Genomic DNA, 22,379 nt, shown 5'->3' with positions numbered 1-22,379 from the left:
TCCGCTCAGGGTGACTTTCGTTAATGAAGACTAAGAACTACAGACTCAAGACTGTGTACTTACCTAGGTACTTCTATTTTTTTAATAATCTGGGCTACAATATCACTTGTGGTTAACCCTTCCATTTCTTTTTCCGGCGATAATAGTATCCTGTGGGCCAATACTGGTGTTGCAACAGCGATGATATCTTCCGGTGTCACAAAATCACGATCCTGGATGGCGGCGAAAGCTTTTGCGCTGTGTACAATGGCTAAAGATGCCCTCGGTGAGGCGCCCAGATAAAGCGAAGAATTATTACGGGTCTCGGTTACGATTTTGGCAATAAATTCCAATAATTTCGGTTCAACAAATAAATTGCGGATAATGGCCCTGGCTTCCTGTATCTGTTTTACCGATAATACGGGCTTTACCTCGCTTAACAGCGTTTTGTTTACCAAAGTATGTTGTGCCATTAAAATGGCAGTTTCTTCTTCCAGCGAAGGATATTTAACTTCGATTTTGAAAAGAAAACGGTCTAACTGGGCTTCAGGCAAGCGGTAAGTTCCTTCCTGTTCAATCGGGTTTTGGGTGGCCAGTACCATAAAAGGTTCATCCATCATATAGGTCTGCCCATCTATGGTTACCTGGCGTTCTTCCATTACCTCAAAAAGCGCAGATTGGGTTTTCGCAGGAGCGCGGTTAATTTCATCAACCAAAATAATATTGCCAAAAATTGGTCCCTTTCTAAATTCAAAATCTCCGGTTTTGGTATTGAAAATTGGCGTTCCCAAAACATCCGAAGGCATTAAATCAGGTGTAAACTGCACCCTCGAAAATTGCGCATCAATTGATTTGGCCAGTAATTTGGCACTTAGCGTTTTAGCAACACCCGGAACGCCTTCAATTAAGATGTGTCCATCGGCAAGTAAACCAACAATCAAAAAATCAATTACCTGTTTTTGGCCTACTATGATGTTTCCAAGTACGGTTCTGATCTGATTAACAGCCGCATTTAATGCACTTAAATCGGTACGTGGGTTAAACTGTTCTTGTTCCATTGCTTTGCGTAATTTTATAAAACTGTTCTATGCTTTCGTTTAAATTGATCAATTGTGTGTCGTTCAGATTGCCCATTTTAGGCGTTTCGATAAAATACCTGGTTAATGTTTTGGCCAGGGCTTCGTTAATCCCTGTTTTTTCCATTAACAATTGGGCAAATCTGTTGTCGATCTCGTTGGTTTTAAGGTAATACCTGCTCCGTAAGTACTCCATAAAATAGTTGATCTTTTTTAAGGCAATATCGAGGTTGTTCCGCTCATGGTAGTACACACTACCTACCACGTTAACAAAAGCCAATGAGGTGTTGGTAAGCGGATCGGCAATGGGAATAATCCGCTGCCTGCGTTTAATATCGTAGAGTACAAAAATAATCAAACTGAAAATACTCAGGTAATAGGCAAATTTAAGTTCGGGGTGCTTAAAAAATACCCTGAGCATGTCAGTTGTAGTGTTTTCTTGTCCGGCAAAATAATCATCAAAAATAACCCGGGTGTTTCCCTGCAGGTAGCTCAGGGTTTTGGCGGCATATTCTGCCCCGTATTTATCCAACAGGTTAAAATTGGTGTAAAATCCCGGCTCTGCAATCAGGTAGAGATTTCCTTTTCCATAATTGTAACGGATAAAGTTGGGTTTCCCGTTCCCGTTTACACCAAGTACAGTAGCCTTGCTGGTATCAATATTACTATAATACTGGCTGCCAATCCCTCGGTCGAAACCATAATTTGCATCAGTTTTTAGGTTTGGGTTGGTGAAGTTTAGCGTGCTGCCTTCCGCCGACATGGCACTGACCGCCTGCAGTTTAAGGTTTTTTTCTATTTTGCCCAGGTCGTAACTGGCAATAAAGGCATCATTGCCGGCCTGCATATATTTAACCAGCTGGTTAAAATCTGTTTTGCTGATTTCTGCTTTTTGGGCAATAATTAAATATGCCGTTTTATTAAAATTTTTAGCCTTTAAAGTGTTGTAAATGGCTGCTTTAGATTGTTGAATATTTGCTTTGGGTAAAATATCTTTTATCCTATGATACAAAATGTATGTTCCATATGGGATTTTATCTTTTACAGCATAGGTTGGTGACCAGTTTGTGGGTGTAGGCTTATTGTACTGCGCCACTAAATAAAGGAGGATCAGGATTGAGCCAATAATCAGATATATTTTATAACCTCTCATTTAATCTGGCTGTTAAACTGGTTAAACGATTGGTTAATGGGCTCAAATTTTACTTCATCAACAGGGAAATCGCCATACCAGATGTAATCGAACTGCAGGGTAAGCTTGCTGAAATCGTTTCTGAGTTCAGGCTTATCAATTTCCATTAAATAATTATAATTGGTTTTATCGGGCTGCCAGTTGATGATTTCGGCGTCACTCAGTTGTTTCAGTGCCCTTAAATATAACAGCCTCACAGCCAGACGGAATTTTCTTTCGGCAACCAATCTTTGCAGTTCCTGCTCATAATCAATCTCATGGATGTTTTCGGTAATCACATCGTAGGGAAGAATGGTTTCTTTTGATTTTTTTCTGAATATGTTTTCCGTACCAATTGTTTTGATTACGATGTATAAGATCAGTGCTACGCCAAGTCCGATAAAAATATACCTCGAAATTAAATTAGAAGTTGCTCCCTGAATCAATGAGCCAATTAAGCTCCAAAACCACCTCCAGAATTTGTCCCACCATGACAGCTGCTGCTGGCCGATTTCGTCATATTGAAATTCTTTCTGCTCTTTATAACTGCTGATGGAATCCTTATCAAATTTTGACGGCGTAATTTTAGCGCTGTCAATCCTGATTTCTTTAATAACAGGTTTGGATTTAACCGCCCGCGCATTACTGATTACCGGAATAAAAAACAAGAGGGAAACAAGAAGATATCGGATAAAAATACGCTGCATTTTAATATTCTTCAGGTCTGGTATCTATCGGTTTTTCGGTGTTGCCAAAATTAGAAATGCGCTCCATTAATCCCGGATTTTCTTTCTGCTCCACCAAGCTAAAATAAGACAGCGAAATGGTGATGATCGGTATAATGGTGAAAACCTGGCAAATGGACTGTAAAACGGTAGTAATCATGGTTAACGTTAACGACATACGAGGCGTTTTATGCGTAAACATGCCCACCATATTAAATAAAGTAGTAGGTAAAACCACCATACTCATGCAGGCGTACACAATAATCCATACGATGATTAAGGTACCAAAGGTAACCCAGAAATTATCTTTAATAACCGCAAAACTCCTCGTGAATGAATAGCCAAGCGAGCCATTTTCGATTACCATAATCGGGAAAATCATGGCTACGTAAGGAAATAGCCAAAAGAAAGGTGCAACACAAAAGAAAAAGGATATAATCAGCATCAGGATTAACAGGAGCGAGCTGCCGAAAACCCTAAAAAAATAATGTTTAAAATATCCCCAAACTTCGTCGGTAGTGGGCGTTTCGTTTCCCTTCTGAACGTAAACAGCAATATACGAAAGTACGGCCACACTCATACTGGCATAAGTGGCCAGCGAAAATAAAATAGATAAAAAATATTCTAAGTTATAGATTGATGAAAGCCCAAATTTGTTCGGGTTACCTTCAACACCAATGGTATTGAAGAGATTCACCATTTTATATTGTTGCAACAGCATAGTGAGCATGCTGGCCACCACAAACAAACCGCAAAACATAAAATATACCTTAATGAGCGGTTTAAAATTTTGCCGCATAAAGGTAAACGTATCGTTTATCACCTGTCCGAAATCTCTTTTTTTTCTAAACTCTAATTTCCCGATCATGTTAATTTAGTGTAGGTTGTTTATGGTGAACTTTAATGGGATAAATAAATACATACCATATTATAAAGGCTGCAGATGATAGTAAAATCAATATGCTTAGCCATAATGGCATTTCGGTATGGCGGGTAACAAAACTTTCAAAAAAGGCTGCTACAATAAAAATCGGGATCAGGCCGATTACGATTTTTAAGCCGTCTTTTGCCCCCTTGAGCACTGATGCCATGCGGGTATAGGTTTTAGGAAATAAAAAGCTGTTGCCTAAAATTAAACCTGCGGCCCCGGCCAGTACAATAGCCGAAATTTCGAGCGTTCCATGGATCCAGATCACCAGGACAGATTGAAAACCTAAACCTTTGCTAAAAAAGAAATACTGGAAAGAACCAAGCATAATCCCGTTTCTGAATAAGGAAACAATAGAGCCAAATGAGAATAAAATGCCCAAAACAAAAGTATATAAGGCTACAAAAATGTTGTTTGAGCCTATCTGCAAAAACATGATGAATGGATTATCCTGTTTGTACACTCCAAAAGGATCGCCTTTGGCAATATTCTCATTTGTCATGTTTACATAACTATCTCCCATAATTAAGCGCACAAAAGTATCGTCGTATTTGGCAGATAAAGCGCCGATGGCACATGAAATCAGGAAAAAAAACAACGCGTAAAATACCTGTTTCCGGTGTTGTAAAAATATTAAGGGTAATTCAGTTTTCCAGAAGTGGATAAAACGGTTCGATTTCTCTTTTTTGTTTTTATAAACCGATTGGTGCAGTTTAGCCGCTAGGCCGTTTAAATAAGCTGTGGTTTTCGAATTGGGGTAAAAGGTTTTTGAATAAGCAAGATCGTTGGTGATTTCGATAAACTGGTTGGCTACCTCATCAGGATTGGCCTGTTGCATGGAATCGTAATGTTGCCACTTTTCCGAATGCTGTTTAACAAATAATGCTTCTCTCATTTAAAGGCCTTACCAAATCTGGCGTTAAAATAGTTAATTTTTTATGGAAATAAAATCCCGGTTGATTCTGTCTCCAAAACAAATATACACAGATGGGGCATCTAAAATGAAAAATATAAGAAAACATGAGTTGGAAAAAATTACTGATTTGTATGCCTCAATTATCTTTAAAAAAAATTATGTTTGAATATGGATAGCATCAGAATTAGCACTGCTCAGAATATTGATATTGATTACGAAATTGCCGGATTAGGTGAACGCATTGCCGCGAGGTGTATTGACCTTGCTGGATTTGCTTTAATTGCTGTGGTTGCACTTGTTGTGATGGGCGCTGTATCAATAGGGATATCAGGAGGTGCAGGTATGGTTGTCTTATTTGTTTTTATAGCCATATTTGCTTTTTATGATCTGATTTGCGAAATCACCATGGATGGACAAACGTTTGGGAAAAAGGTGTTCAAAATCAAGGTAATCAGTATCGATGGCACACAGCCCACTTTCGGTCAGTATATTTTCAGGTGGCTGTTCAGGATGATCGATTTTGGCTTTCCTTTTGGATGGGGTGTAGTGGCACTGGTTTCTGTAGCCGTAACCAAAAACCACCAGCGTTTGGGCGATATACTCGCTAAAACCACATTAATTAAAACAAAACCCCGTACCGAATTTACCAATGTAGCTTTTAGCTTTAAATTACCCGAAGAGTATGAACCAAAATTTAAGGAGGTTTTACATTTGAACGACCGGGATATAGAACTGATCCACGAAGTGCTTACAGGCTATTATCAAACCGGAAATGCAGATTTAATTTATGCAATGGCGGCTAAAACCAAAGAACATATTTTGGTTACCATACCGGACGGAATGAATGAGTTACAGTTTTTAGAAACCGTTTTAAAAGATTACAATTACCTAACGGCCAGCATGAGTGTTTAAGCCGCAAGATAGCTGAAAGGGGTATAAGGTAAATTTCTGGCAATCCAGAATATCATCACAATAACAAAGATTATTTTTGGCGTATTGGGGTTATACCAAAAACGCAGCACCATATTCTGGTTAGTGAAGTAAGCATATATTTTAGAAAACAGTTGTACGGCGAGTAATGGCAGGCTGAGTACAAGCAGGAGGTTATATCCTATTGCTTTCTGTACATTTAGATGAAGCAATGCGTGTATAGCTCTTTGTGAGCCACAGCCGGGACAATCTAAATGGAAATATTTGTGGAAGGGACACTCGGGAAAGAAATTGTACACCTCAGGATTGAATTTATAATAAATTATCACAAGTGATAACACTACAATCGATCCTAAGATGTACAGTAGTTTCATTATCTGTAATTACCCATCATGGCACCGCCAAAACCAAGTACTACGAAGAACAATATGTATAAAACATAAACACCGATTCCTATAAAAAATCCGATTTTTGTCCATTTTGCAGCAGCGGCAGATGCAGCCTGAGCTCCGGCATAATCGCCTGCAGCATATTTGCTATTCACATTTGCAGCATTTACAATGCCAGCTATTCCAAATGGTAAGCAGCAGAATAAGGTAACAAGGATCGATTCTACCAGCCAGTTTTTTGGGGCAGGATTTCCGAATGGTTGTTGTCCGAAAGGCTGTTGTCCGAAAGGTGCTTGTTCTTGGGGTTTTTGATCTTCCATAGTATCAATTTTAAGATTACTTAATTTAAATAGTTAAACTAAAGTAATTTTTTTAATTTAAAAACAGAATAAATGGAAGTTAAATTATTTCAACACAGCGGTTACCTTTGTTAGTAACGCATCGGCCCACTGGCCGTACATTTTGCCGCTTGGGTGCAAACCGTCGCCCGCTACTAAAGCAGGGTCGGTGGCCGCATTTCTGGATGCAGATGTAATATTAGTATAGCTTACACCTGCTGCAAGCGTGATTTCCTGATTTGCAGCATTAAAACTATCAATTTCGGCTGCAATGGTTTCTGGATTTCTTCCTGAGTTTTTACCAAAGGGTGTAGCACCCCAATCGGGAATAGAAACAACAAAAACCCTGGTCTTATCGCCACCTGCAAATGCAATTGCCGTTTGTAACAATTCTGCGAACTCTTTTTTGTACGTGCTGATCGGATAACCGCGATACTGATTATTTACCCCGATTAAAAGCGTAACAAAGCTATAGGTTTGGGTTAATTTTTCCTTTTTAATGGCTGCCTGGAGTTCATCAGTGGTCCAGCCAGTAGTGGCAATAATTTTTGGGTTGGCCACATTGCTGCCTTTAGCTTTTAATAAATTTTGAAGCTGGTACGGGAACGATTCTGCCTGTTTTACAGATTCGCCAATGGTATAAGAATCGCCAAGGGCGAGATAAGTGAAATTCCCTGTTCCGTTTGATGGATTTATGGTTTGATCGGTAACCGGCTCGTTAATCATGGGGGCTTGTTTTGTACAGCCCAAAGTTAAGAAAGAAAATAAAAAGAGGTTCAATAAAATCTTCATGGTTTAATCTACGAAGTAGCCTTAAACTTAGTTTTATTGCACTCTAAATCAACTTCATTTTAAAAAGACCGGCAATATGGTTTTTTAATCGTTCTTTTACTTCCTCCATATCCATTTGATAACCAAGCTCATTTGCCAAAGAGGTTACCGCTTTATCATCAATGCCGCAGGGAACAATATTTTTGAAATAATCGAGATCTACATTTACATTAAAGGCAAAACCATGCATGGTAACCCAGCGACTGCAACGTACGCCCATGGCGCAGATTTTACGTGCTTTTTCATTATCGGCATCTAACCAAACACCAGTGTAACCAGGATAACGACCTGCTTCGATCCCATAATCTTTTAAAGTAAGGATTACCGCTTCTTCCAGCGTACGCAGGTAGAGATGGATATCAGTAAAGAAATTATCAAGATCAAGAATAGGATAGCCTACAATCTGCCCCGGACCATGATAGGTAATATCGCCACCGCGGTTAATTTTATAATAAGTAGCATGTTTATCTTTCAAGCCCTGCTCATCCAGCAATAAATTTTCAGGATGACCACTTTTACCTAAAGTATAAACATGCGGGTGTTCGCAAAAAATAAGGTGGTTTGGGGTAGGGTTTTGGGTATTGTTAACACGGTTTGCTGTTTTAATGGCTACCGTTTTATTCAGTAAATCTTCCTGTTTATCCCATGCTTCCTGGTAATCTGTTAAGCCCCAGTCGGTAAAAATGGTTGGTTTTAAATCTGCTGCAATTTCTTTTTCTGCTGTCTCGTTCATCACTGTATATTTTTAAGAATTGCCCGCTACATAACCTAACATGTAGCCATCTTTGGTTTTAAAATAATTTACGCTGAGCTCGCGGGTGCCATTAGGGAGCTCAACAATTGCATTTAAAGAACCTTCACTTTTGAGTTTAAAAGGTTTAATGTGGATATGCTGTTTAAATTCAAGCCCCTTTTTACCATGCCATTTGTAAATCGCCTCTTTGGCACACCAGGCCACATACAAACCTTCGGTATTATCACCAATCTGTTTCTGGGCAAGTTCTACGTCGCTCAAAAACTTATGTTTTATACTTTTTATTTTATGTTTGATCAGTTCGATATCCACCCCGACAGGATGTTCTTTACTGATCATTACCGCCGCATAATCGTAAGAGTGGCTTAAAGAAATGTGGTAATCAAAATTAACCAGATAGGGTTTACCATGCTCATCAAACTGGCAATCGATATATTCTGTGGTGTTAAGCATTGTTCTCAACAGCAACCTTGTGCTTAGCCAATGCAGAAGCCTTTTACCGCTGTTTAGCGAGGAAATGATATCGCGCTCATGCTGCTTAAGCTGCAGTCCGGCCAACAATTCTTCTTCCGTTTCCTCAATTTTCCAGATGGCTAAAACAGAATGCTGATCAATATTTTTGTTGTAAACGATTGGCATTGATTAAATTGGAGATTACATGCAAAATTATCTTAAATAAATGATAATTTAGGCCAAAAATACGCATAAAAATGATATTATCTGATAGCAGGATATTAGAAGAAATTGAGAAGGGTACAATCATCATCGAGCCTTTTAAACGCGAATGTTTAGGCACAAACTCGTATGATGTTCATTTAGGGAAATACCTGGCCACCTATAAAAGCCGTGTACTCGATGCTAAAGCGCATAACGAAATCGAACATTTCGAAATTCCTAAAGATGGCTTCGTTCTTCACCCTGGGGTGTTATATCTGGGCGTAACGTTAGAATATACCGAAACACACAAACACGTTCCTTTTTTAGAAGGAAAAAGCAGTACCGGCCGTTTAGGAATTGATATCCACGCCACTGCAGGTAAAGGTGACGTAGGCTTTTGCAACACCTGGACGCTGGAAATATCAGTAGCGCAGCCTGTTAAAATTTATGCCGGAATGCCGATTGGGCAGCTGATTTATTTCGCAGTTGAAGGCAATATCGAAACCATGTACAACTCGAAAGGAAACGCCAAATACAATAATAAAACCACCAGGCCGGTAGAAAGCATGATGTGGAAGAATAAGTTTTAGGGATTGGTTAACTGTATAAATTGGTTAATCGATTAACTGTATTTTTGCGATTGCTAAATTGTTGTATTGCTTTGTTGTGAATTGCTAAAATCTTAATTTTCTCAACTTCTTAATGGTTGGGTAATGGGTTGCCTGTATTATTACAATTGCCCGATTGTTGTATTGCTTTATTGTAATTGCTAAAACCTTAATTTTCTTAACTTCTTAATTGTCGGTTAATGAGTTAACTGAATTATTGTAATTGCCCGATTGTTGTATTGCTTTATTGTGAGTGCTAAAACCTTAATTTTCTTAACTTCTTAATGGTTGGGTAATGGGTTAACTGTATTATTGCAATTGTCGGATTGTTGTATTGCTTTGTTGTGAATTGCTATACCCTTAATTTTCTTAACTTCTTAATGGTCGGATAATGCGTTAACTGTATTATTATAATTGCCCGATTGTTGTATTGCTTCATTGTGAATTGCTAAAACCTTAATTTTCTTAACTTCTTAATGGTTGGGGAATGGGTTAACTGTATTATTGCAATTGCCCGATTGTTATATTGCTAAGCCAATCGCTATGTTTTGGATATTGTGATTTGAGCATTGGTAATTGAATTGTAATTTGCAAACCACCAACTACAACTCAACGTTTATCTTCTTATATCTGCGGAAAAATATTGATTAACTGAAGACTGCTAATTGCCAACCGAAACTCCTAACCCCACGCTCCCAACTAAATTTCACGGTAACTTCATAAAAGTATGCAGGAGGTTTTGTACCTTGAGGTTTATTTATTTTACCTAACCACATGAAACCCAGAATTATTCTCGCACTCAGCTTTGTCTGTTTATTAATCGGCTTTACCGCATTTAAAATGGACGATGATCCCTTTAGTCAGCTCTTACAAAAATTCGAAGATTACACCAGCAAATATCCCCAGGAAAAAGTCCACCTTCATTTAGATAAGCCTTATTATGCCATTGGGGATGATATTTGGTTTAAAGCCTACGTGGTAAACACCAAAACTTCCGAACCATCAAACATCAGTAAAATCCTTTATGTAGAGCTGATTAACGAAAAAGATTCCCTTAAAAAAATGGTTAAACTGCCTATTATGGGAGGTATCACATGGGGCGATTTTAAGCTTACCGATTCGCTTGGCGAGGGTAATTACCGCATCAGGGCATACACCAATTATATGCGGAATTTTGGCACAGAATTCTTCTTCGATAAAACAATCAAGATTGGAAATAGCTGGGCTAACAAAGTTTTTACAAAAACCACCTACAACTTTACAAAAGAAAACAACACTGATAAAGTAACGGCCACCGTTCACTTCGAAGATAAAAATGGTGTGGCTTACAGCGAAAATGATGTAAGTTACGATGTGCAGCTGGATTATCGTTCGGTTGCCAAAGGAAAAGCCAAAACCAGCCAAACCGGCGATGCGGTGATCAGTTTCACCAATAATCAGTCTTTCCAGAACAAATCGGGGAAGATTGTAGCCACCATTACGCTGGATAATAAACAAAAAGTAATCAAATCAATCCCGATTACTTCAACCTCGAATGATGTAGATGTTCAGTTTATGCCAGAGGGGGGATCATTAATAGAAGAGCTGCCTCAGAAAGTGGCCATAAAAGCGGTAAATTCTAATGGCAGGGGAGAAGATGTTGAAGGTATGATTGTAGATGAGATGGGAAACGAAGTAACCAATTTTGCTACCAGTTACCTTGGTATGGGGAATTTTGTTTTTAACAGCCAGGCTGGAAAATCATATTCAGCAAAGATTAAATTTAAAGATGGATCGCAAAAAACCATAAAGCTTCCTGCATCCGTTAAAAGTGGTTATACCATTTCCGTAAATAGCCTCGATACCGGTAAAGTAGTGCTCAAAATTATGAGCAGTGCCGATCTGGTTAATGGCGAAGAACTAAAAGTGGTGGCACAGCATGGCGGCAATGTGTATTATGTTTCGAAAGCGAAAATGGATAAACAGGTACTGTTGGCTAATATCCCTAAAAAGAATCTGCCTGCAGGTATTGTTCAGTTTACTTTGTTCTCTGGCAGTAACCAGCCAATTGCCGAACGTTTAATTTTTGTAAATAAAAAATCCGACCTGATCGATTTATCACTCAATTCATCTCAGGTTGCAACCACTAAAAGAGGAAAAGCCAGCTTTGCTTTCGATGCGGCCAATAACGGTCAGCCGGTTTTGGGTAGTTTTTCAGTAGCCGTTACCAATGCTAGTAAAGTGGCTCCGGATGAAGATAACGAATCAAATATCCTTACTTCCCTGTTGCTTACTTCCGATCTGACCGGGTATGTTGAAAAACCTAACCATTATTTTCTGAAAGATGATCTTCAAACCCAAAAAGAATTGGATAACCTGATGCTTACCCAGGGATGGAGAAGGTTTATCTGGAAAAATATCATCAATAATGTAGGCCCGAATATTACTTACCAGCCCGAACAATCGATTACCATTAGTGGAACCATAACTAAAGGTAATAAACCCGTTCCCGGTGGAAAAGTGATGTTGATGGCAACCAAGGGCACCATGTATATACTGGATACAGTAACCAATGCCGAAGGAAAATTTGTTTTCGATAACCTGAGTTTTGGCGATAGTACAAAGTTTGTGGTGCAGGCCAGGACTAAAACAGAAAGGAAGTTTGTAGATATTAATTTAGATATAGTTCCCGGGCAAATTGTAACCAAAAATAAAAACGGTGCAGATATCGACATCAATGTGAACAATACCCTGATGAAATACATTAAAGAAAGCGACAACTATTTTAACGAGATGACGCGTTTAGGACTGCTTGAAAGAACCATAAAATTAGAAGAGGTTACCATTACCGAAAAGAAAAATCCGGCTAAAAACTCATCGAACTTAAATGGTGCAGGCCGGGCCGATTATGTAATGACGGCCGATCAGTTATCAACCTGTGTAACTTTATCACAATGTTTACAGGGGCGTTTACCAGGCGTAATTTTTAGAGGCAACGTACCTTATTTAATGCGTAGCCAAAACACTCCGGTTCAGATTATTGTAGATGGAATGCAAATGGAGGCCGATTTTCTGGATAACGTTATTCCATCAGATGTTGAAACCATCGAACTGTTAAAAAGTATTGGCAACACCGCAATTTATGGTTCGCAGGGTAGCGGCGGGGTAATTATTATCACTACCAAACGCGGCGATGGAGGCAGAAGTACCAACCGTTACGCACCGGGCATTGTAACCTTAAACCCTAAAGGATTTTCAGTTTCCAGAGAATTCTACTCACCGAAATATGATTCAGCAAGCTCAGCCAGCAGAGCCGATTTAAGAACAACCATTTACTGGAATCCACAGGTGGTTGCAGATAAAGACGGAAAAGCCAAGTTCGAATTTTACAATGCGGATGAACCTGGAAACTACCGGGTTGTAATTGAAGGCATTGATGCTGAGGGCCATTTGGGCAGAAAAGTTTACACTTATGATGTTAAATAGCAAAAAATAGATAAATTTGAATTAGTATGCATGCATAATTATATTTAGCATAATTGTCTTGATACCCAATACCTGAATCCTGATACCCGATACTTGAATCTCAATACTCAAATCTTGATACTCAATACTCGAAATCTCGATACTTAATACCTGGACCTTGATACTAATTACAATATGAATACAATAAAAGTAAGTGTTAAAGACCGTTTAGCAACCATTACCTTAAACCGGGGAAAATCAAACGCATTAAACCGCGAACTGATTACTGAACTGGATGATATGCTTAAAAATATTGCCGCCGATGATAACATTGGCGGCATAATTCTAACCGGAACAGCACCATTCTTTTCTGCAGGGTTAGACCTGGTAGAGCTTTATAATTATAACGAAGAAGAAGCAAAATCGTTCTGGGAATTGTTTTTAGGCTTCACTGCGAATATGGTTTCCTTTAAAAAGCCAATGGTAGCTGCAATTAGCGGGCATAGTCCGGCAGGTGGTTGTGTAATGGCCTTAGCTTGCGATTACCGCATTATGGCCGAAGGCCAGTATATTATTGGCTTAAACGAAGTTCCCGTAGGTATTATCGTTCCCAACAGTATTTTCCAGTTATATGCTTTTTGGATTGGCAAAGCCGAAGCAACCCGTAGTTTGCTTTCGGGTAAATTGTATAATCCCGAAGAAGCTTTAAAGGCAGGTTTGATAGATGAGCTGGTAAAGAATGAAAGTTTATTAACGGCGGCCGAACGCAAGATTAAAAAATTTATGGAACAGGAAAGTAATACCTGGTCGCAAAGTAAGCTGAATATCCGCGAAGAACTTATTGCTGCCGCATCAGCTGATCAATCTGCTGCTTTAGAAAAAATGTTGGCCCAATGGTGGTCACCGGCAACGCGCCATATTTTACAAACCATTTTAGCTAACCTACAGAGAAAGTAGTTTTCAGTTAACAGTTTTCAATTGACAGTTCGTAGCTGGCAATCCGCTATGAACAGTTAACCAGTTTAAACAATTAACCGATTAACCAATCTCAACAATTAACCAATTTCACAATTAACCAAAATTCCATGTTCAATTATAACTCACCAATGCTCAGAGAAGATGCTTTAAAAGGAAAAACCATTGTAATTACAGGTGGCGGAACAGGATTGGGAAAAGCAATGGGTGTTTATTTCCTGAAGTTAGGGGCTAATTTAGTAATCACCAGCCGTAAGCAGGATGTACTACAAAAAACTGCCGGTGAAATGGAAGAAAAAACCGGTGGCAAAGTATTGGCAATAGCCTGCGATGTGCGGGAGATTGAACAGGTAGAAAATGTACTCGCCAAAACTTTAGAAAAGTTTGGTTCAGTAGATGTATTATTGAATAATGCTGCGGGTAATTTCATTTCCCCAACCGAGCGTTTATCTGCAAATGCATTTTCATCTATTATCGATATCGTATTAAAAGGAACCGTTAATTGTACACTTACTTTCGGTAAACACTGGATCAAGGAAAAACAGGCCGCAACCGTTTTAAATATCATTACCACTTACGCCTTTACAGGCTCTGCGTATGTAGTGCCATCTGCCTGTGCAAAAGGTGGTGTTTTGGCTTTAACCCGATCTTTAGCTGTTGAGTGGGGTAAATACGGGATCCGTACCAATGCCATTGCACCAGGCCCATTCCCAACCAAAGGCGCCTGGGAGCGTTTATTACCTGGTGATTTAGCCAAAAAATTCGACTTTAAAAACCGTGTGCCTTTAAAAAGGGTTGGCGATCATCAGGAACTGGCTAACCTGGCTGCTTTTCTGGTAAGCGATTTCTCCGGATACATCAACGGGGAAGTAATCACCATTGATGGTGGCGAATGGTTACAGGGTGCCGGTCAAATGAACGGATTAGAGGCTATTCCCACCGAAATGTGGGATATGCTGGAGCAAATGACGAGAAGCGCCAAATGAAGTAAAATGTAAAATGGATGATGGAGGGATTTCCAGTCGCTTAACACAGCGTCCATCTTACATTTTCCCTCTTCCATCTTTTTCCATTTTCCCTCTTACATTTTTATTTATCTTTGCCACATATGAATATCTTACTTTTAGGTTCAGGCGGCAGAGAAAGCGCATTCGCTTGGAAAATGAGCCAGTCTTCGCACTGCGATAAACTAATTATTGCTCCGGGAAACGGCGGTACAGGAGCATATGGTACTAATATCAACATCAATGTGAACGATTTTGATGCCATTAAAAAAGTGGTGCTTACCGAAAACATCGAGCTGGTTGTGGTTGGGCCTGAAGAACCTCTGGTAAATGGTATTCATGATTTTTTCCTTTCTGATAAAGCAATTGCACACATTCCCGTTATCGGACCTAAAAAAGAAGGTGCTATTTTAGAAGGAAGTAAAGATTTTTCTAAGCAATTTATGGAGCGTCATGGTATTCCAACCGCGGCTTCAAAATCTTTTACCCCCGAAACTTTGGAAGATGGTTTGGCTTACCTTCAAAACCATGCATTACCGGTTGTTTTAAAAGCTGATGGTTTAGCGGCTGGTAAAGGTGTATTGATCTGCACCGAAACTATTGAAGCACAGGAAGAATTAAAACTGATGCTTGGCGGTAAATTTGGTGCAGCTGGTGCAACCGTGGTTATCGAAGAGTTTTTAAGTGGAATTGAACTTTCGGTGTTTATTTTAACCGATGGCGAAAATTATATCACATTACCTTCGGCTAAAGATTATAAACGCATTGGCCAGGGCGATACCGGCTTAAATACAGGTGGTATGGGCTCGGTTTCTCCGGTTCCGTTTGCTACGCCTGAGTTTTTGACTAAAGTAGAAGAACGCATTATAAAGCCAACGGTAGAAGGTTTAAAGAAAGATAGTATCGATTATACAGGTTTCATCTTTTTCGGGTTAATCAAAGTTGGGGAAGAACCATTTGTAATTGAGTACAATGCACGTATGGGCGATCCTGAAACGGAAAGTGTAATTCCTAGGATCGAGAACGATCTGGTAGAGTTATTTTTAGCTACAGCCAATAAAAAACTCAATGAAGTTAACCTGGTTATTTCAGATCAAACTGCAGCTACCGTAATGATTGTAGCCGGGGGGTATCCGGGCGATTATCTCAAAGGTAAAGCCATAAGCGGAATTGAAAACCTGCGCCACTCTAATGCTTTCCACGCCGGAACACTTTTAGAAAACGATGTGGTAAAAACCAACGGTGGCAGGGTAATCGCGATTACCAGTTTACAGAAAGATTTGTTTACCGCCCTACAATCGGCAACTGCCGATGCCGGAAGAATTTATTTCGATGGTAAATATTTCAGGGAAGATATAGGCTTTGATTTAATTTAAGTCAAAAAGCATACATAAAAAGAAACCCGCTGATTTTAATAATCAGCGGGTTTTTTATTTTCTGTTCTATTGCTTAACAGCTAATTCTTATTTCGATTTACTTCCCAATAATTCCTGAAGTTTATCCTGTAAAGCTTGTTCTCTTAATCCCTTGGCAATAATTTTACCTGTTGGATCAATTAAGAAATTAGCAGGGATTGATTGGATACCATACATCCTGGCAACCTCATTGTCCCAAAATTTTAGATCAGAAACATGCGTCCAGGTTAATTTATCGTCAGCTATTGCCTTTAACCAGGCGTCTTTTTTACCAGGACGGTCTAATGAAACACCTAATACGGTAAAGCCTTTATCTTTAAATTTATTATAAGCAACTACTACATTTGGGTTTTCCTGACGGCATGGACCACACCATGATGCCCAGAAATCAACCAGGACATATTTACCTTTAAAATCTGATAATTTTACTGCTTTTCCGGCGGTATCAGTTTGGGTAAAATCCATTGCCATTGCACCAACTGCTGTTTTTCTTCCCGCGTCGAATATATTGGCAATTCTTTTACCTGTTGCTGTTGCTTTTAGCTCTGGTGATAATGAAATAAAAGCTTTTTCTGCTGCCACTGCCTGATCAGGATCAGAAGCCAACTGGCCGATTGCACTTAAACTGATGTAAGATTTTGGGTTACTGTTTGCATATTGAAGCAATAAAGGAGTCATTCCTGCAGCTTCTTTTTCGTAACGTTCTCCCAAAGCTCCCATAAGCGCTTTATCTTTTTTCTGCTCCGGGGTGTAAGCTGCATATTCTGCATTAATTGCTGCAAGCTTATCGGCAACAGGTTTGGTTAAGGTTTTTAATTTTTTAGAATCATCGTTTACCACAGAACCTGTAATGGTTGCATTTTTTAAAGAATCGTTAGCGGTTATTTTAATGGCTCCCGGTTCCAAATAAAGTGATAGGGCATCTAATATTTCACCTTGTGCCGGGCGCTTCACAAAAGGGTTTTTGTTTAAATACAGGCCGCCCTGTGTCGGGTCGGTTACCGTACCTTTAAATGCAAAAACACCATTTGCCACTGTTGTAGAATCGGTAACATTTTTGCCATCGCCTTGATAAATCAAATAAACCTTATCTCCGGTTTTTAATCCTTTTATATTGCCATTAACTGTAAATGGCTTTTGGGCAAGTGCTGCAAGTGGCAATAAGGCCATTGCAGATAATAATATTTTTTTCATGGGGGTTAGTTATCGTTTTTCAAATATAGGAATCTGTACCGCTTTAACGTAAATTGCCGTGTAAAATTATGATATATTCTTTTATTATAGCGTAACCTTTATTTTGCTGATTTCCAACTTAATATTTTATACTGACTACGCTTTTGGTTCTCTAATCCACCATAAATAAGTGTTTTTTCTGCCTTTTTTGGACTTGTAATCATTTCAAACTTATTCATGTTTTTAAATAAGTCGGGAGTAATTGTTTGTGTAGCCTTTATTTCAAATACATTGAACCCCTCATCTGTTGGTTGAAGCAGATCTACTTCGTTGGCATGGCTATCTTGCCAAAAGTAATATTCATTATTTAAGTAGTTGTGATAATTTTGTTTTTGGAATTCTGCGATTACCATATTCTCAAAGATGTTTCCTTTTAGCCTGTTTCTTGATAGGGCTTCGCTGGTTTTGATTTTTAGTAAATGGCATAATAATCCTGAATCGTAAAAATAAAGTTTAGGTGTTTTTATTAAACGTTTATTAAAATTTTCATGATATGGCTGCAGTAGGTACACAATATAACTGCTTTCCAAAAGAGAAAGCCAGTTTTTTGCCGTTGGCTGTGATATATTAGAGGCATTAGCCAGTGCGCTTAGGTTAATTAATTGACCAGCTTGGTTAGCACATAATCCGATAAATGTTCTGAATGTTCTTAAATCTTTGATATTTAAAAGCTCCGTAACATCTTTTTCTACATAGGTTTGTATATAATTGGAAAAATACACATTAGGTTCTATATTACGATCGTATATAGCAGGGTAAAAACCTTTAATGCAGGCCTCAGCATATGAATCCTCAACTAAATTGCTGGCCTTGAGTTCAGATAAATCGAAAGGTAAAAGTTTAAACAATGCTAACCTTCCTGCAAGACTTTGTGTGATGCCATGCATTAAATGAAAATTTTGTGAACCCGATAAAATAAATTGTCCCATTATTTTAGATTCATCAACTATGCCCTGTAAATAGGAAAAGAGTATCGGAACCCTTTGCACCTCGTCAAAGATCACCTTATTATTATATTCATTTAAGAAACCATTAGGGTCTTCGGTTGCAAAAGCCCTAACATCCGGGTTTTCTAGCGAAATGTATCTGTAATCACTAAATATATTCTTTAACAATGTAGTTTTTCCTGATTGTCGGGGACCAGTAACAGCAATAATAGGGAATTTGCTTTTTTGCTGTTCAATATGTTTGCTTATATGTCTTTTAACTAATTGTCGCATAGCTAGTTATTTTGTGCAATATTACAAAAGAAGCAACTGATATACAACTCTCACTTTGAAATTACACAGCTTTAACTTTGAAATTACACAACCCCCACTTTGAAATTACACAGTTTTTACTTTGAAATTACACAAACTTAATTCAGTTTCTGATAAGTCCGCCACCACAAATCGGGCATTTCGCCATTAACCGCGGTTTGGTAATCATCATACCTGCAGGGCACAAGGTGATAACGTTCATTTTTGGTTTGTCCTGAGGGGTAAGGAACCTGCATCCACCAGCGGTCTGATTTTTTACTTTTTACAAACATCATTTCTCCCGAACCATCCTTTAAGCTGGTGCGGTAAATCATAAACTGCGATTTCGGTGTTAACGGAAAATCTTTTTTACGGGCATAAAAACCTTCTACAAAATACCATACCATCTGTGCCAGTAAGAAAGCGGTTTGTCCGTTGTTGTCATAAGCCGGGTTAAATTCGTAAAACCCAATTGAGGTTAGTTTATCGTTCATGCCTGCATAACGTACAATGCGGCAGGCTTCTTCACCATCAAAACCGTTTGGCGTAGTATTGGCATTTGCAGCAGCATCAGCAGAGCGGATGGCACCCATATCAAAACTGATCATATTTGCATTTCGGATAATGGGTTCTGTTAACGTAATATCCTGTGCAAACTCGCCCAAACGGTGCACATCGAAATATAATTTATCCATTACGCTCAAACTTTCCTGGTTTACAAAATAAGTCTGGTAACCTACATTGCTAAAGTTGAAGAGGTAATTGGGCTGGTGCAGAAAAATCTTGTTCAGGTAACAATCCGATCGGGTAGCAATACCTTCATAGTCATCGTCGCCGATATCAAACTGGTTATCAATAACTACCAGGTCTACTTTCTGCTCTAAATCTTCATAACCGAGGTACTGGCCGTAGGTTAAATCCTGTCCGCCGCCAATAATAATAGGAATAATGTCTTTTTTAATCAGTTCAGAAACCACCATTTTAATGGCGATATACGTATCAGCAATGGTTGCACCGTGTTTAATATTCCCTAAATCTACAATCCTGCTGTTAAAAGCGCCTTCGTTGAGTTTGTAAAATTTCTCCCTGAAATAATCCGGAGCCAGGGCAGTACCTTCATTATTAACCGCACCTCTTCCGTCAAGCACCCCAAAAATGGCCAGATCATAAGTATTTTCCTCAAAATCAGGAAACGATTCTGTGTAGATCTGTGCTTTTAAACCCAGCTGACTTGTAAAAAATCCTTGCTTAGGTGTAAAACTATCGGGGTTAATGGGGGAAAAGAAATCCGTTAATGACATATATTTAAAACTCTCGGCTCAAATATCTATTTTTGAATGCGTATTTCCACATATAGCCCGAAAAAAATAAAATGATACTGGTAACCGGAGGAACTGGATTTTTAGGATCTGAATTAATTAAACAGTTAACTGATAAGGGTTTAGCGGTACGGGCGCTAAGGCGGGAGAAATCCAAAATTCCTGGCCTCATTCAAAATGTCTCCCTGATCGAATGGTTTGTGGCTGATATTAATGAGCCATCTGCTTTAGAAGATGCATTTGAGGGGATTACCAAAGTGTACCATTGCGCCGCATTTGTTTCCTTTAATCCTAAAGATAAGAAGCAGCTTTTTCATGTAAACATTGAGGGAACTTCGAACATTGTAAACCTTTGTGCTGAGAAGAACTGCCGGTTGTTGCATGTAAGTTCAGTTGCTGCGCTTGGCAATGCTAAAAAAGGTCAGAAAATTAATGAAAAAGACTTTTGGGAGTATGATTCAAAAGCGCATGCCTACGGATTATCCAAATATGAGGGCGAAATGGAGGTTTGGCGGGGCATAACGGAAGGATTAGATGCTATTATCGTTAATCCATCGGTAATAATCGGAAAAAATGCAGGTTTTGAAGGAAGCGGGGCGATTTTTAAATTGGTAAAAGGCGGTTTTTCGTTTTATACTGACGGCGCATCGGGTTTTGTTGATGTAGAAGATGTAGCCAAAGCAATGATTATATTAATGAATGCTGAAGTTTCGGGAGAACGTTATATTATTTCAGCTGACGATTATCATTATAAAGATTTATTCGGCGAAATTGCACAAGGTTTTGGAGTTAAGGCCCCCACCAAAGAAGCGAAGCCATGGATGCTTGGTATCGCCTGGCGAGCCTTAAAATTTGCATCTATATTTACCGGAAAAGAGCCTTCCATCACCAAAGATGCCGCAAAAAGTAGCGTAACCTTAAGTTATTATAACAATGATAAAGTAAAATCGGAAACCGGTATAGTTTTTAAACCTGTTGCCGAAAGTATAAGAGAAATTACCCAACATTTAAGATAATGCCCAAACAAAAAGCCTATTACATCATCGATTTTGATAGTACCTTTACCCAGGTAGAAGCACTCGATGAACTTGCAAGGATTTCGCTCAGGAACCACCCAGATAAAGAAGCGATTTTCCAAAAAATTGAAGATTATACCAATTTTGCCATGGAAGGGAAACTTTCCTTCTCCGAAAGTTTAGCACAACGCGTTAAACTGCTCGAAGCAAACGAAGATCATTTGAAACAACTTATCAAGCATTTAAAAAAGAAAGTATCTACTTCTTTTTCGCGTAATGCCGAGTTTTTTAAAAAACACGCAGATGAAGTTTTGATCGTTTCGGGCGGATTTAAAGAGTTTATTACGCCTGTAGTAAGCCAGTACCATATTAAGAAAGAGAATATTTACGCCAATACTTTCGTAACAACAGGTGATGGTAAAATTATTGATTACGACCATGCCAATCCTTTAAGTGAAGAAGGTGGAAAGGTAAAATTACTTCAGCATTTAAAGCTTGAGGGCGAATTGTTTGGTATAGGCGATGGTTACTCTGATTTCCAGTTACGAGAAAGCGGTATCATCAATAAGTTTTTTGCTTTTACAGAAAATATTGCCCGCGAAAGCATTGTTTCTAAAGCCGACCACGTTACGCCAAGTTTCGATGAGTTCTTATATGTGAACGATCTACCCCGTGCAATTTCTTATCCCAAAAACAGGATTCTTTGTCTGGTAATTGGTGAGGTTGATCCCCTAACCATTGCTATCCTTAAAAATGATGGCTTATCAATCCGTCATAAAACCTCTTTTGAAGAGAAATATGTAAAAGATGTTGGGATTATCCTTTTGGCCGATGGCGAAAAAATAGATAAAGAGCAGTTAAAAAATGCCGCTAAATTGAAAACAATTGGTTATTTAGGCAATGCTAAAAATAAAATAGATCTCGATCTTTGTACCAAACAAGGCATTGTAGTTTTCGACGATCCTAAAAATAATCCGCGTAACATCGATTTTATTCCAAAACGGGTTGCCGATTTTATGAATACCGGGGCTACTTATTTAAGTAGTAATTTCCCCAACCTGCAACTGCCAAAAATCGAGAAATCGCACCGTTTAATCCATATCCACAAAAACGTTCCGGGTATTATGGCGAAAATCAATACTGTTTTTGCCAAACACGATATCAATATCGTGAGCCAGTTTTTAATGACAAACCCCGAAATCGGTTACGCCATTACCGATATTAATGCACAATACGATAAACAATTGTTCAGATCGCTTAAAAAGATCGAACAAACGATAAAGTTTAGGGTGTTGTATTAGTTCCCGTAGTTAACGTCATCTCCTTTGGTTTATCAAACTGATTTTTTTGTTGCAAATCTTATTACAAGAAGAAAGCTTAGTAAGCGTTTAAATAAAAGGCAGGGTGAATTTTCGTCATCTCTAGTTTTAAAG

The 22,379-nt window shown here is 38.7% G+C and carries 21 protein-coding genes; 8 read left to right on the top strand and 13 right to left on the bottom strand.

Features of this window, described 5'->3' with window-relative positions; genetic code table 11:
* Positions 1-59 precede the first annotated feature (59 nt).
* From ACTJKC_RS07000 to ACTJKC_RS06980, 5 genes are read right to left on the bottom strand one after another with little or no spacing between them, the layout of a single operon-like run.
* Positions 60-1,037 carry an AAA family ATPase gene (locus ACTJKC_RS07000; protein ID WP_344852325.1) on the bottom strand — a complete coding sequence of 326 codons (978 nt, stop codon included), beginning with the start codon at positions 1,035-1,037 and terminating at the stop codon, positions 60-62.
* Positions 1,018-2,208, bottom strand: coding sequence for a DUF4350 domain-containing protein (locus ACTJKC_RS06995; protein ID WP_440790847.1), 1,191 nt, complete (start codon positions 2,206-2,208; stop codon positions 1,018-1,020). The genes ACTJKC_RS07000 and ACTJKC_RS06995 overlap by 20 nt, the downstream gene beginning before the upstream one ends.
* Positions 2,205-2,933, bottom strand: a complete 729-nt coding sequence (locus ACTJKC_RS06990) for a DUF4129 domain-containing protein (protein ID WP_440790846.1) — start codon at positions 2,931-2,933, stop codon at positions 2,205-2,207. Before ACTJKC_RS06990 ends, ACTJKC_RS06995 begins: the two co-directional genes overlap by 4 nt.
* Before the next feature lies 1 nt (position 2,934).
* On the bottom strand, positions 2,935-3,819 hold the full coding sequence (locus tag ACTJKC_RS06985) for a hypothetical protein (RefSeq protein WP_440790845.1): 885 nt from the start codon (positions 3,817-3,819) through the stop codon (positions 2,935-2,937).
* A 1-nt stretch (position 3,820) separates the two neighbouring features.
* A complete protein-coding gene (locus ACTJKC_RS06980; RefSeq protein ID WP_440790844.1) occupies positions 3,821-4,774 on the bottom strand; it encodes a stage II sporulation protein M in 954 nt (317 codons plus the stop codon).
* Between the two features lie 189 nt (positions 4,775-4,963).
* On the opposite strand from ACTJKC_RS06980, the gene ACTJKC_RS06975 reads away from it, so the two are divergent.
* Positions 4,964-5,707, top strand: a complete 744-nt coding sequence (locus tag ACTJKC_RS06975) for an RDD family protein (protein WP_440790843.1) — start codon at positions 4,964-4,966, stop codon at positions 5,705-5,707.
* On the opposite strand, the gene ACTJKC_RS06970 is transcribed toward ACTJKC_RS06975, so the two are convergent.
* The 5 genes from ACTJKC_RS06970 to ACTJKC_RS06950 form a co-directional block, all read right to left on the bottom strand.
* Positions 5,704-6,099, bottom strand: a complete 396-nt coding sequence (locus ACTJKC_RS06970) for a DUF2752 domain-containing protein (RefSeq protein WP_440790842.1) — start codon at positions 6,097-6,099, stop codon at positions 5,704-5,706. The two genes, ACTJKC_RS06975 and ACTJKC_RS06970, sit on opposite strands and share 4 nt — an antisense overlap.
* Positions 6,099-6,434: a CD225/dispanin family protein gene (locus ACTJKC_RS06965; protein WP_440790841.1), complete on the bottom strand. Its 336-nt coding sequence runs from the start codon at positions 6,432-6,434 to the stop codon at positions 6,099-6,101. Before ACTJKC_RS06965 ends, ACTJKC_RS06970 begins: the two co-directional genes overlap by 1 nt.
* Before the next feature lie 84 nt (positions 6,435-6,518).
* Positions 6,519-7,244: an SGNH/GDSL hydrolase family protein gene (locus ACTJKC_RS06960; RefSeq protein ID WP_440790840.1), complete on the bottom strand. Its 726-nt coding sequence runs from the start codon at positions 7,242-7,244 to the stop codon at positions 6,519-6,521.
* Positions 7,245-7,287: 43 nt separating this feature from the next.
* Positions 7,288-8,016: a lipoyl(octanoyl) transferase LipB gene (gene lipB / locus ACTJKC_RS06955; RefSeq protein ID WP_440790839.1), complete on the bottom strand. Its 729-nt coding sequence runs from the start codon at positions 8,014-8,016 to the stop codon at positions 7,288-7,290.
* Positions 8,017-8,028: 12 nt separating this feature from the next.
* Positions 8,029-8,676 (bottom strand): 4'-phosphopantetheinyl transferase family protein, encoded by a 648-nt coding sequence (locus ACTJKC_RS06950; protein ID WP_440790838.1) that lies wholly within the window; start codon positions 8,674-8,676, stop codon positions 8,029-8,031.
* Positions 8,677-8,747: 71 nt separating this feature from the next.
* On the opposite strand from ACTJKC_RS06950, the gene dcd reads away from it, so the two are divergent.
* The 5 genes from dcd (at position 8,748) to purD (ending at position 16,101) form a co-directional block, all read left to right on the top strand.
* Complete coding sequence (gene dcd / locus ACTJKC_RS06945) at positions 8,748-9,284, top strand: dCTP deaminase (RefSeq protein ID WP_025143422.1); 537 nt, start codon at positions 8,748-8,750, stop codon at positions 9,282-9,284.
* Positions 9,285-10,076: 792 nt separating this feature from the next.
* On the top strand, positions 10,077-12,767 hold the full coding sequence (locus ACTJKC_RS06940) for a TonB-dependent receptor plug domain-containing protein (protein ID WP_440790837.1): 2,691 nt from the start codon (positions 10,077-10,079) through the stop codon (positions 12,765-12,767).
* A gap of 174 nt (positions 12,768-12,941) precedes the next feature.
* On the top strand, positions 12,942-13,703 hold the full coding sequence (locus ACTJKC_RS06935) for an enoyl-CoA hydratase/isomerase family protein (protein WP_440790836.1): 762 nt from the start codon (positions 12,942-12,944) through the stop codon (positions 13,701-13,703).
* A 128-nt stretch (positions 13,704-13,831) separates the two neighbouring features.
* A complete protein-coding gene (locus tag ACTJKC_RS06930) occupies positions 13,832-14,707 on the top strand; it encodes an SDR family oxidoreductase (protein WP_440790835.1) in 876 nt (291 codons plus the stop codon).
* 122 nt (positions 14,708-14,829) lie between these two features.
* A complete protein-coding gene (purD, locus tag ACTJKC_RS06925; protein ID WP_440790834.1) occupies positions 14,830-16,101 on the top strand; it encodes a phosphoribosylamine--glycine ligase in 1,272 nt (423 codons plus the stop codon).
* A gap of 87 nt (positions 16,102-16,188) precedes the next feature.
* Here the strand turns inward: purD and ACTJKC_RS06920 are convergent, their stop codons facing one another.
* The 3 genes from ACTJKC_RS06920 to ACTJKC_RS06910 all read right to left on the bottom strand — a co-directional run bounded on the left by ACTJKC_RS06920 (position 16,189) and on the right by ACTJKC_RS06910 (position 19,912).
* On the bottom strand, positions 16,189-17,334 hold the full coding sequence (locus ACTJKC_RS06920) for a redoxin domain-containing protein (protein WP_440790833.1): 1,146 nt from the start codon (positions 17,332-17,334) through the stop codon (positions 16,189-16,191).
* Between the two features lie 98 nt (positions 17,335-17,432).
* Positions 17,433-18,593: an ATP-binding protein gene (locus ACTJKC_RS06915; RefSeq protein WP_440790832.1), complete on the bottom strand. Its 1,161-nt coding sequence runs from the start codon at positions 18,591-18,593 to the stop codon at positions 17,433-17,435.
* A gap of 137 nt (positions 18,594-18,730) precedes the next feature.
* Positions 18,731-19,912 carry a formimidoylglutamase gene (locus ACTJKC_RS06910; protein WP_440790831.1) on the bottom strand — a complete coding sequence of 394 codons (1,182 nt, stop codon included), beginning with the start codon at positions 19,910-19,912 and terminating at the stop codon, positions 18,731-18,733.
* A gap of 71 nt (positions 19,913-19,983) precedes the next feature.
* On the opposite strand from ACTJKC_RS06910, the gene ACTJKC_RS06905 reads away from it, so the two are divergent.
* Both ACTJKC_RS06905 and ACTJKC_RS06900 read left to right on the top strand, forming a co-directional pair.
* Positions 19,984-20,946 (top strand): NAD-dependent epimerase/dehydratase family protein, encoded by a 963-nt coding sequence (locus tag ACTJKC_RS06905; RefSeq protein WP_440790830.1) that lies wholly within the window; start codon positions 19,984-19,986, stop codon positions 20,944-20,946.
* Complete coding sequence (locus ACTJKC_RS06900) at positions 20,946-22,247, top strand: HAD-IB family phosphatase (RefSeq protein WP_440790829.1); 1,302 nt, start codon at positions 20,946-20,948, stop codon at positions 22,245-22,247. The genes ACTJKC_RS06905 and ACTJKC_RS06900 overlap by 1 nt, the downstream gene beginning before the upstream one ends.
* Positions 22,248-22,379 lie beyond the last annotated feature (132 nt).

The sequence above is a fragment of the Pedobacter sp. 22226 genome (assembly GCF_052045455.1).
GTDB classification, from domain to species: Bacteria; Bacteroidota; Bacteroidia; order Sphingobacteriales; family Sphingobacteriaceae; genus Pedobacter; species Pedobacter jeongneungensis.
The sequence above is the reverse complement of the archived record's forward strand: the minus strand, read 5'-3'. Positions and strand labels throughout refer to the sequence as shown.

What these genes read in the sequence shown, in the direction of transcription:
- ACTJKC_RS06975 (WP_440790843.1), top strand. Translation starts at nt 4,964, where the DNA reads ATGGATAGCATCAGAATTAGCACTGCTCAGAATATTGATATTGATTAC.
- purD (WP_440790834.1), top strand. Translation starts at nt 14,830, where the DNA reads ATGAATATCTTACTTTTAGGTTCAGGCGGCAGAGAAAGCGCATTCGCT.
- ACTJKC_RS06965 (WP_440790841.1), bottom strand. Translation starts at nt 6,434, where the DNA reads ATGGAAGATCAAAAACCCCAAGAACAAGCACCTTTCGGACAACAGCCT.
- ACTJKC_RS06995 (WP_440790847.1), bottom strand. Translation starts at nt 2,208, where the DNA reads ATGAGAGGTTATAAAATATATCTGATTATTGGCTCAATCCTGATCCTC.
- ACTJKC_RS06950 (WP_440790838.1), bottom strand. Translation starts at nt 8,676, where the DNA reads ATGCCAATCGTTTACAACAAAAATATTGATCAGCATTCTGTTTTAGCC.
- ACTJKC_RS06960 (WP_440790840.1), bottom strand. Translation starts at nt 7,244, where the DNA reads ATGAAGATTTTATTGAACCTCTTTTTATTTTCTTTCTTAACTTTGGGC.
- ACTJKC_RS06920 (WP_440790833.1), bottom strand. Translation starts at nt 17,334, where the DNA reads ATGAAAAAAATATTATTATCTGCAATGGCCTTATTGCCACTTGCAGCA.
- dcd (WP_025143422.1), top strand. Translation starts at nt 8,748, where the DNA reads ATGATATTATCTGATAGCAGGATATTAGAAGAAATTGAGAAGGGTACA.
- ACTJKC_RS06915 (WP_440790832.1), bottom strand. Translation starts at nt 18,593, where the DNA reads ATGCGACAATTAGTTAAAAGACATATAAGCAAACATATTGAACAGCAA.
- ACTJKC_RS06910 (WP_440790831.1), bottom strand. Translation starts at nt 19,912, where the DNA reads ATGTCATTAACGGATTTCTTTTCCCCCATTAACCCCGATAGTTTTACA.
- ACTJKC_RS06990 (WP_440790846.1), bottom strand. Translation starts at nt 2,933, where the DNA reads ATGCAGCGTATTTTTATCCGATATCTTCTTGTTTCCCTCTTGTTTTTT.
- ACTJKC_RS06940 (WP_440790837.1), top strand. Translation starts at nt 10,077, where the DNA reads ATGAAACCCAGAATTATTCTCGCACTCAGCTTTGTCTGTTTATTAATC.
- ACTJKC_RS06980 (WP_440790844.1), bottom strand. Translation starts at nt 4,774, where the DNA reads ATGAGAGAAGCATTATTTGTTAAACAGCATTCGGAAAAGTGGCAACAT.
- lipB (WP_440790839.1), bottom strand. Translation starts at nt 8,016, where the DNA reads ATGAACGAGACAGCAGAAAAAGAAATTGCAGCAGATTTAAAACCAACC.
- ACTJKC_RS06935 (WP_440790836.1), top strand. Translation starts at nt 12,942, where the DNA reads ATGAATACAATAAAAGTAAGTGTTAAAGACCGTTTAGCAACCATTACC.
- ACTJKC_RS06985 (WP_440790845.1), bottom strand. Translation starts at nt 3,819, where the DNA reads ATGATCGGGAAATTAGAGTTTAGAAAAAAAAGAGATTTCGGACAGGTG.
- ACTJKC_RS06900 (WP_440790829.1), top strand. Translation starts at nt 20,946, where the DNA reads ATGCCCAAACAAAAAGCCTATTACATCATCGATTTTGATAGTACCTTT.
- ACTJKC_RS06930 (WP_440790835.1), top strand. Translation starts at nt 13,832, where the DNA reads ATGTTCAATTATAACTCACCAATGCTCAGAGAAGATGCTTTAAAAGGA.
- ACTJKC_RS07000 (WP_344852325.1), bottom strand. Translation starts at nt 1,037, where the DNA reads ATGGAACAAGAACAGTTTAACCCACGTACCGATTTAAGTGCATTAAAT.
- ACTJKC_RS06970 (WP_440790842.1), bottom strand. Translation starts at nt 6,099, where the DNA reads ATGAAACTACTGTACATCTTAGGATCGATTGTAGTGTTATCACTTGTG.
- ACTJKC_RS06905 (WP_440790830.1), top strand. Translation starts at nt 19,984, where the DNA reads ATGATACTGGTAACCGGAGGAACTGGATTTTTAGGATCTGAATTAATT.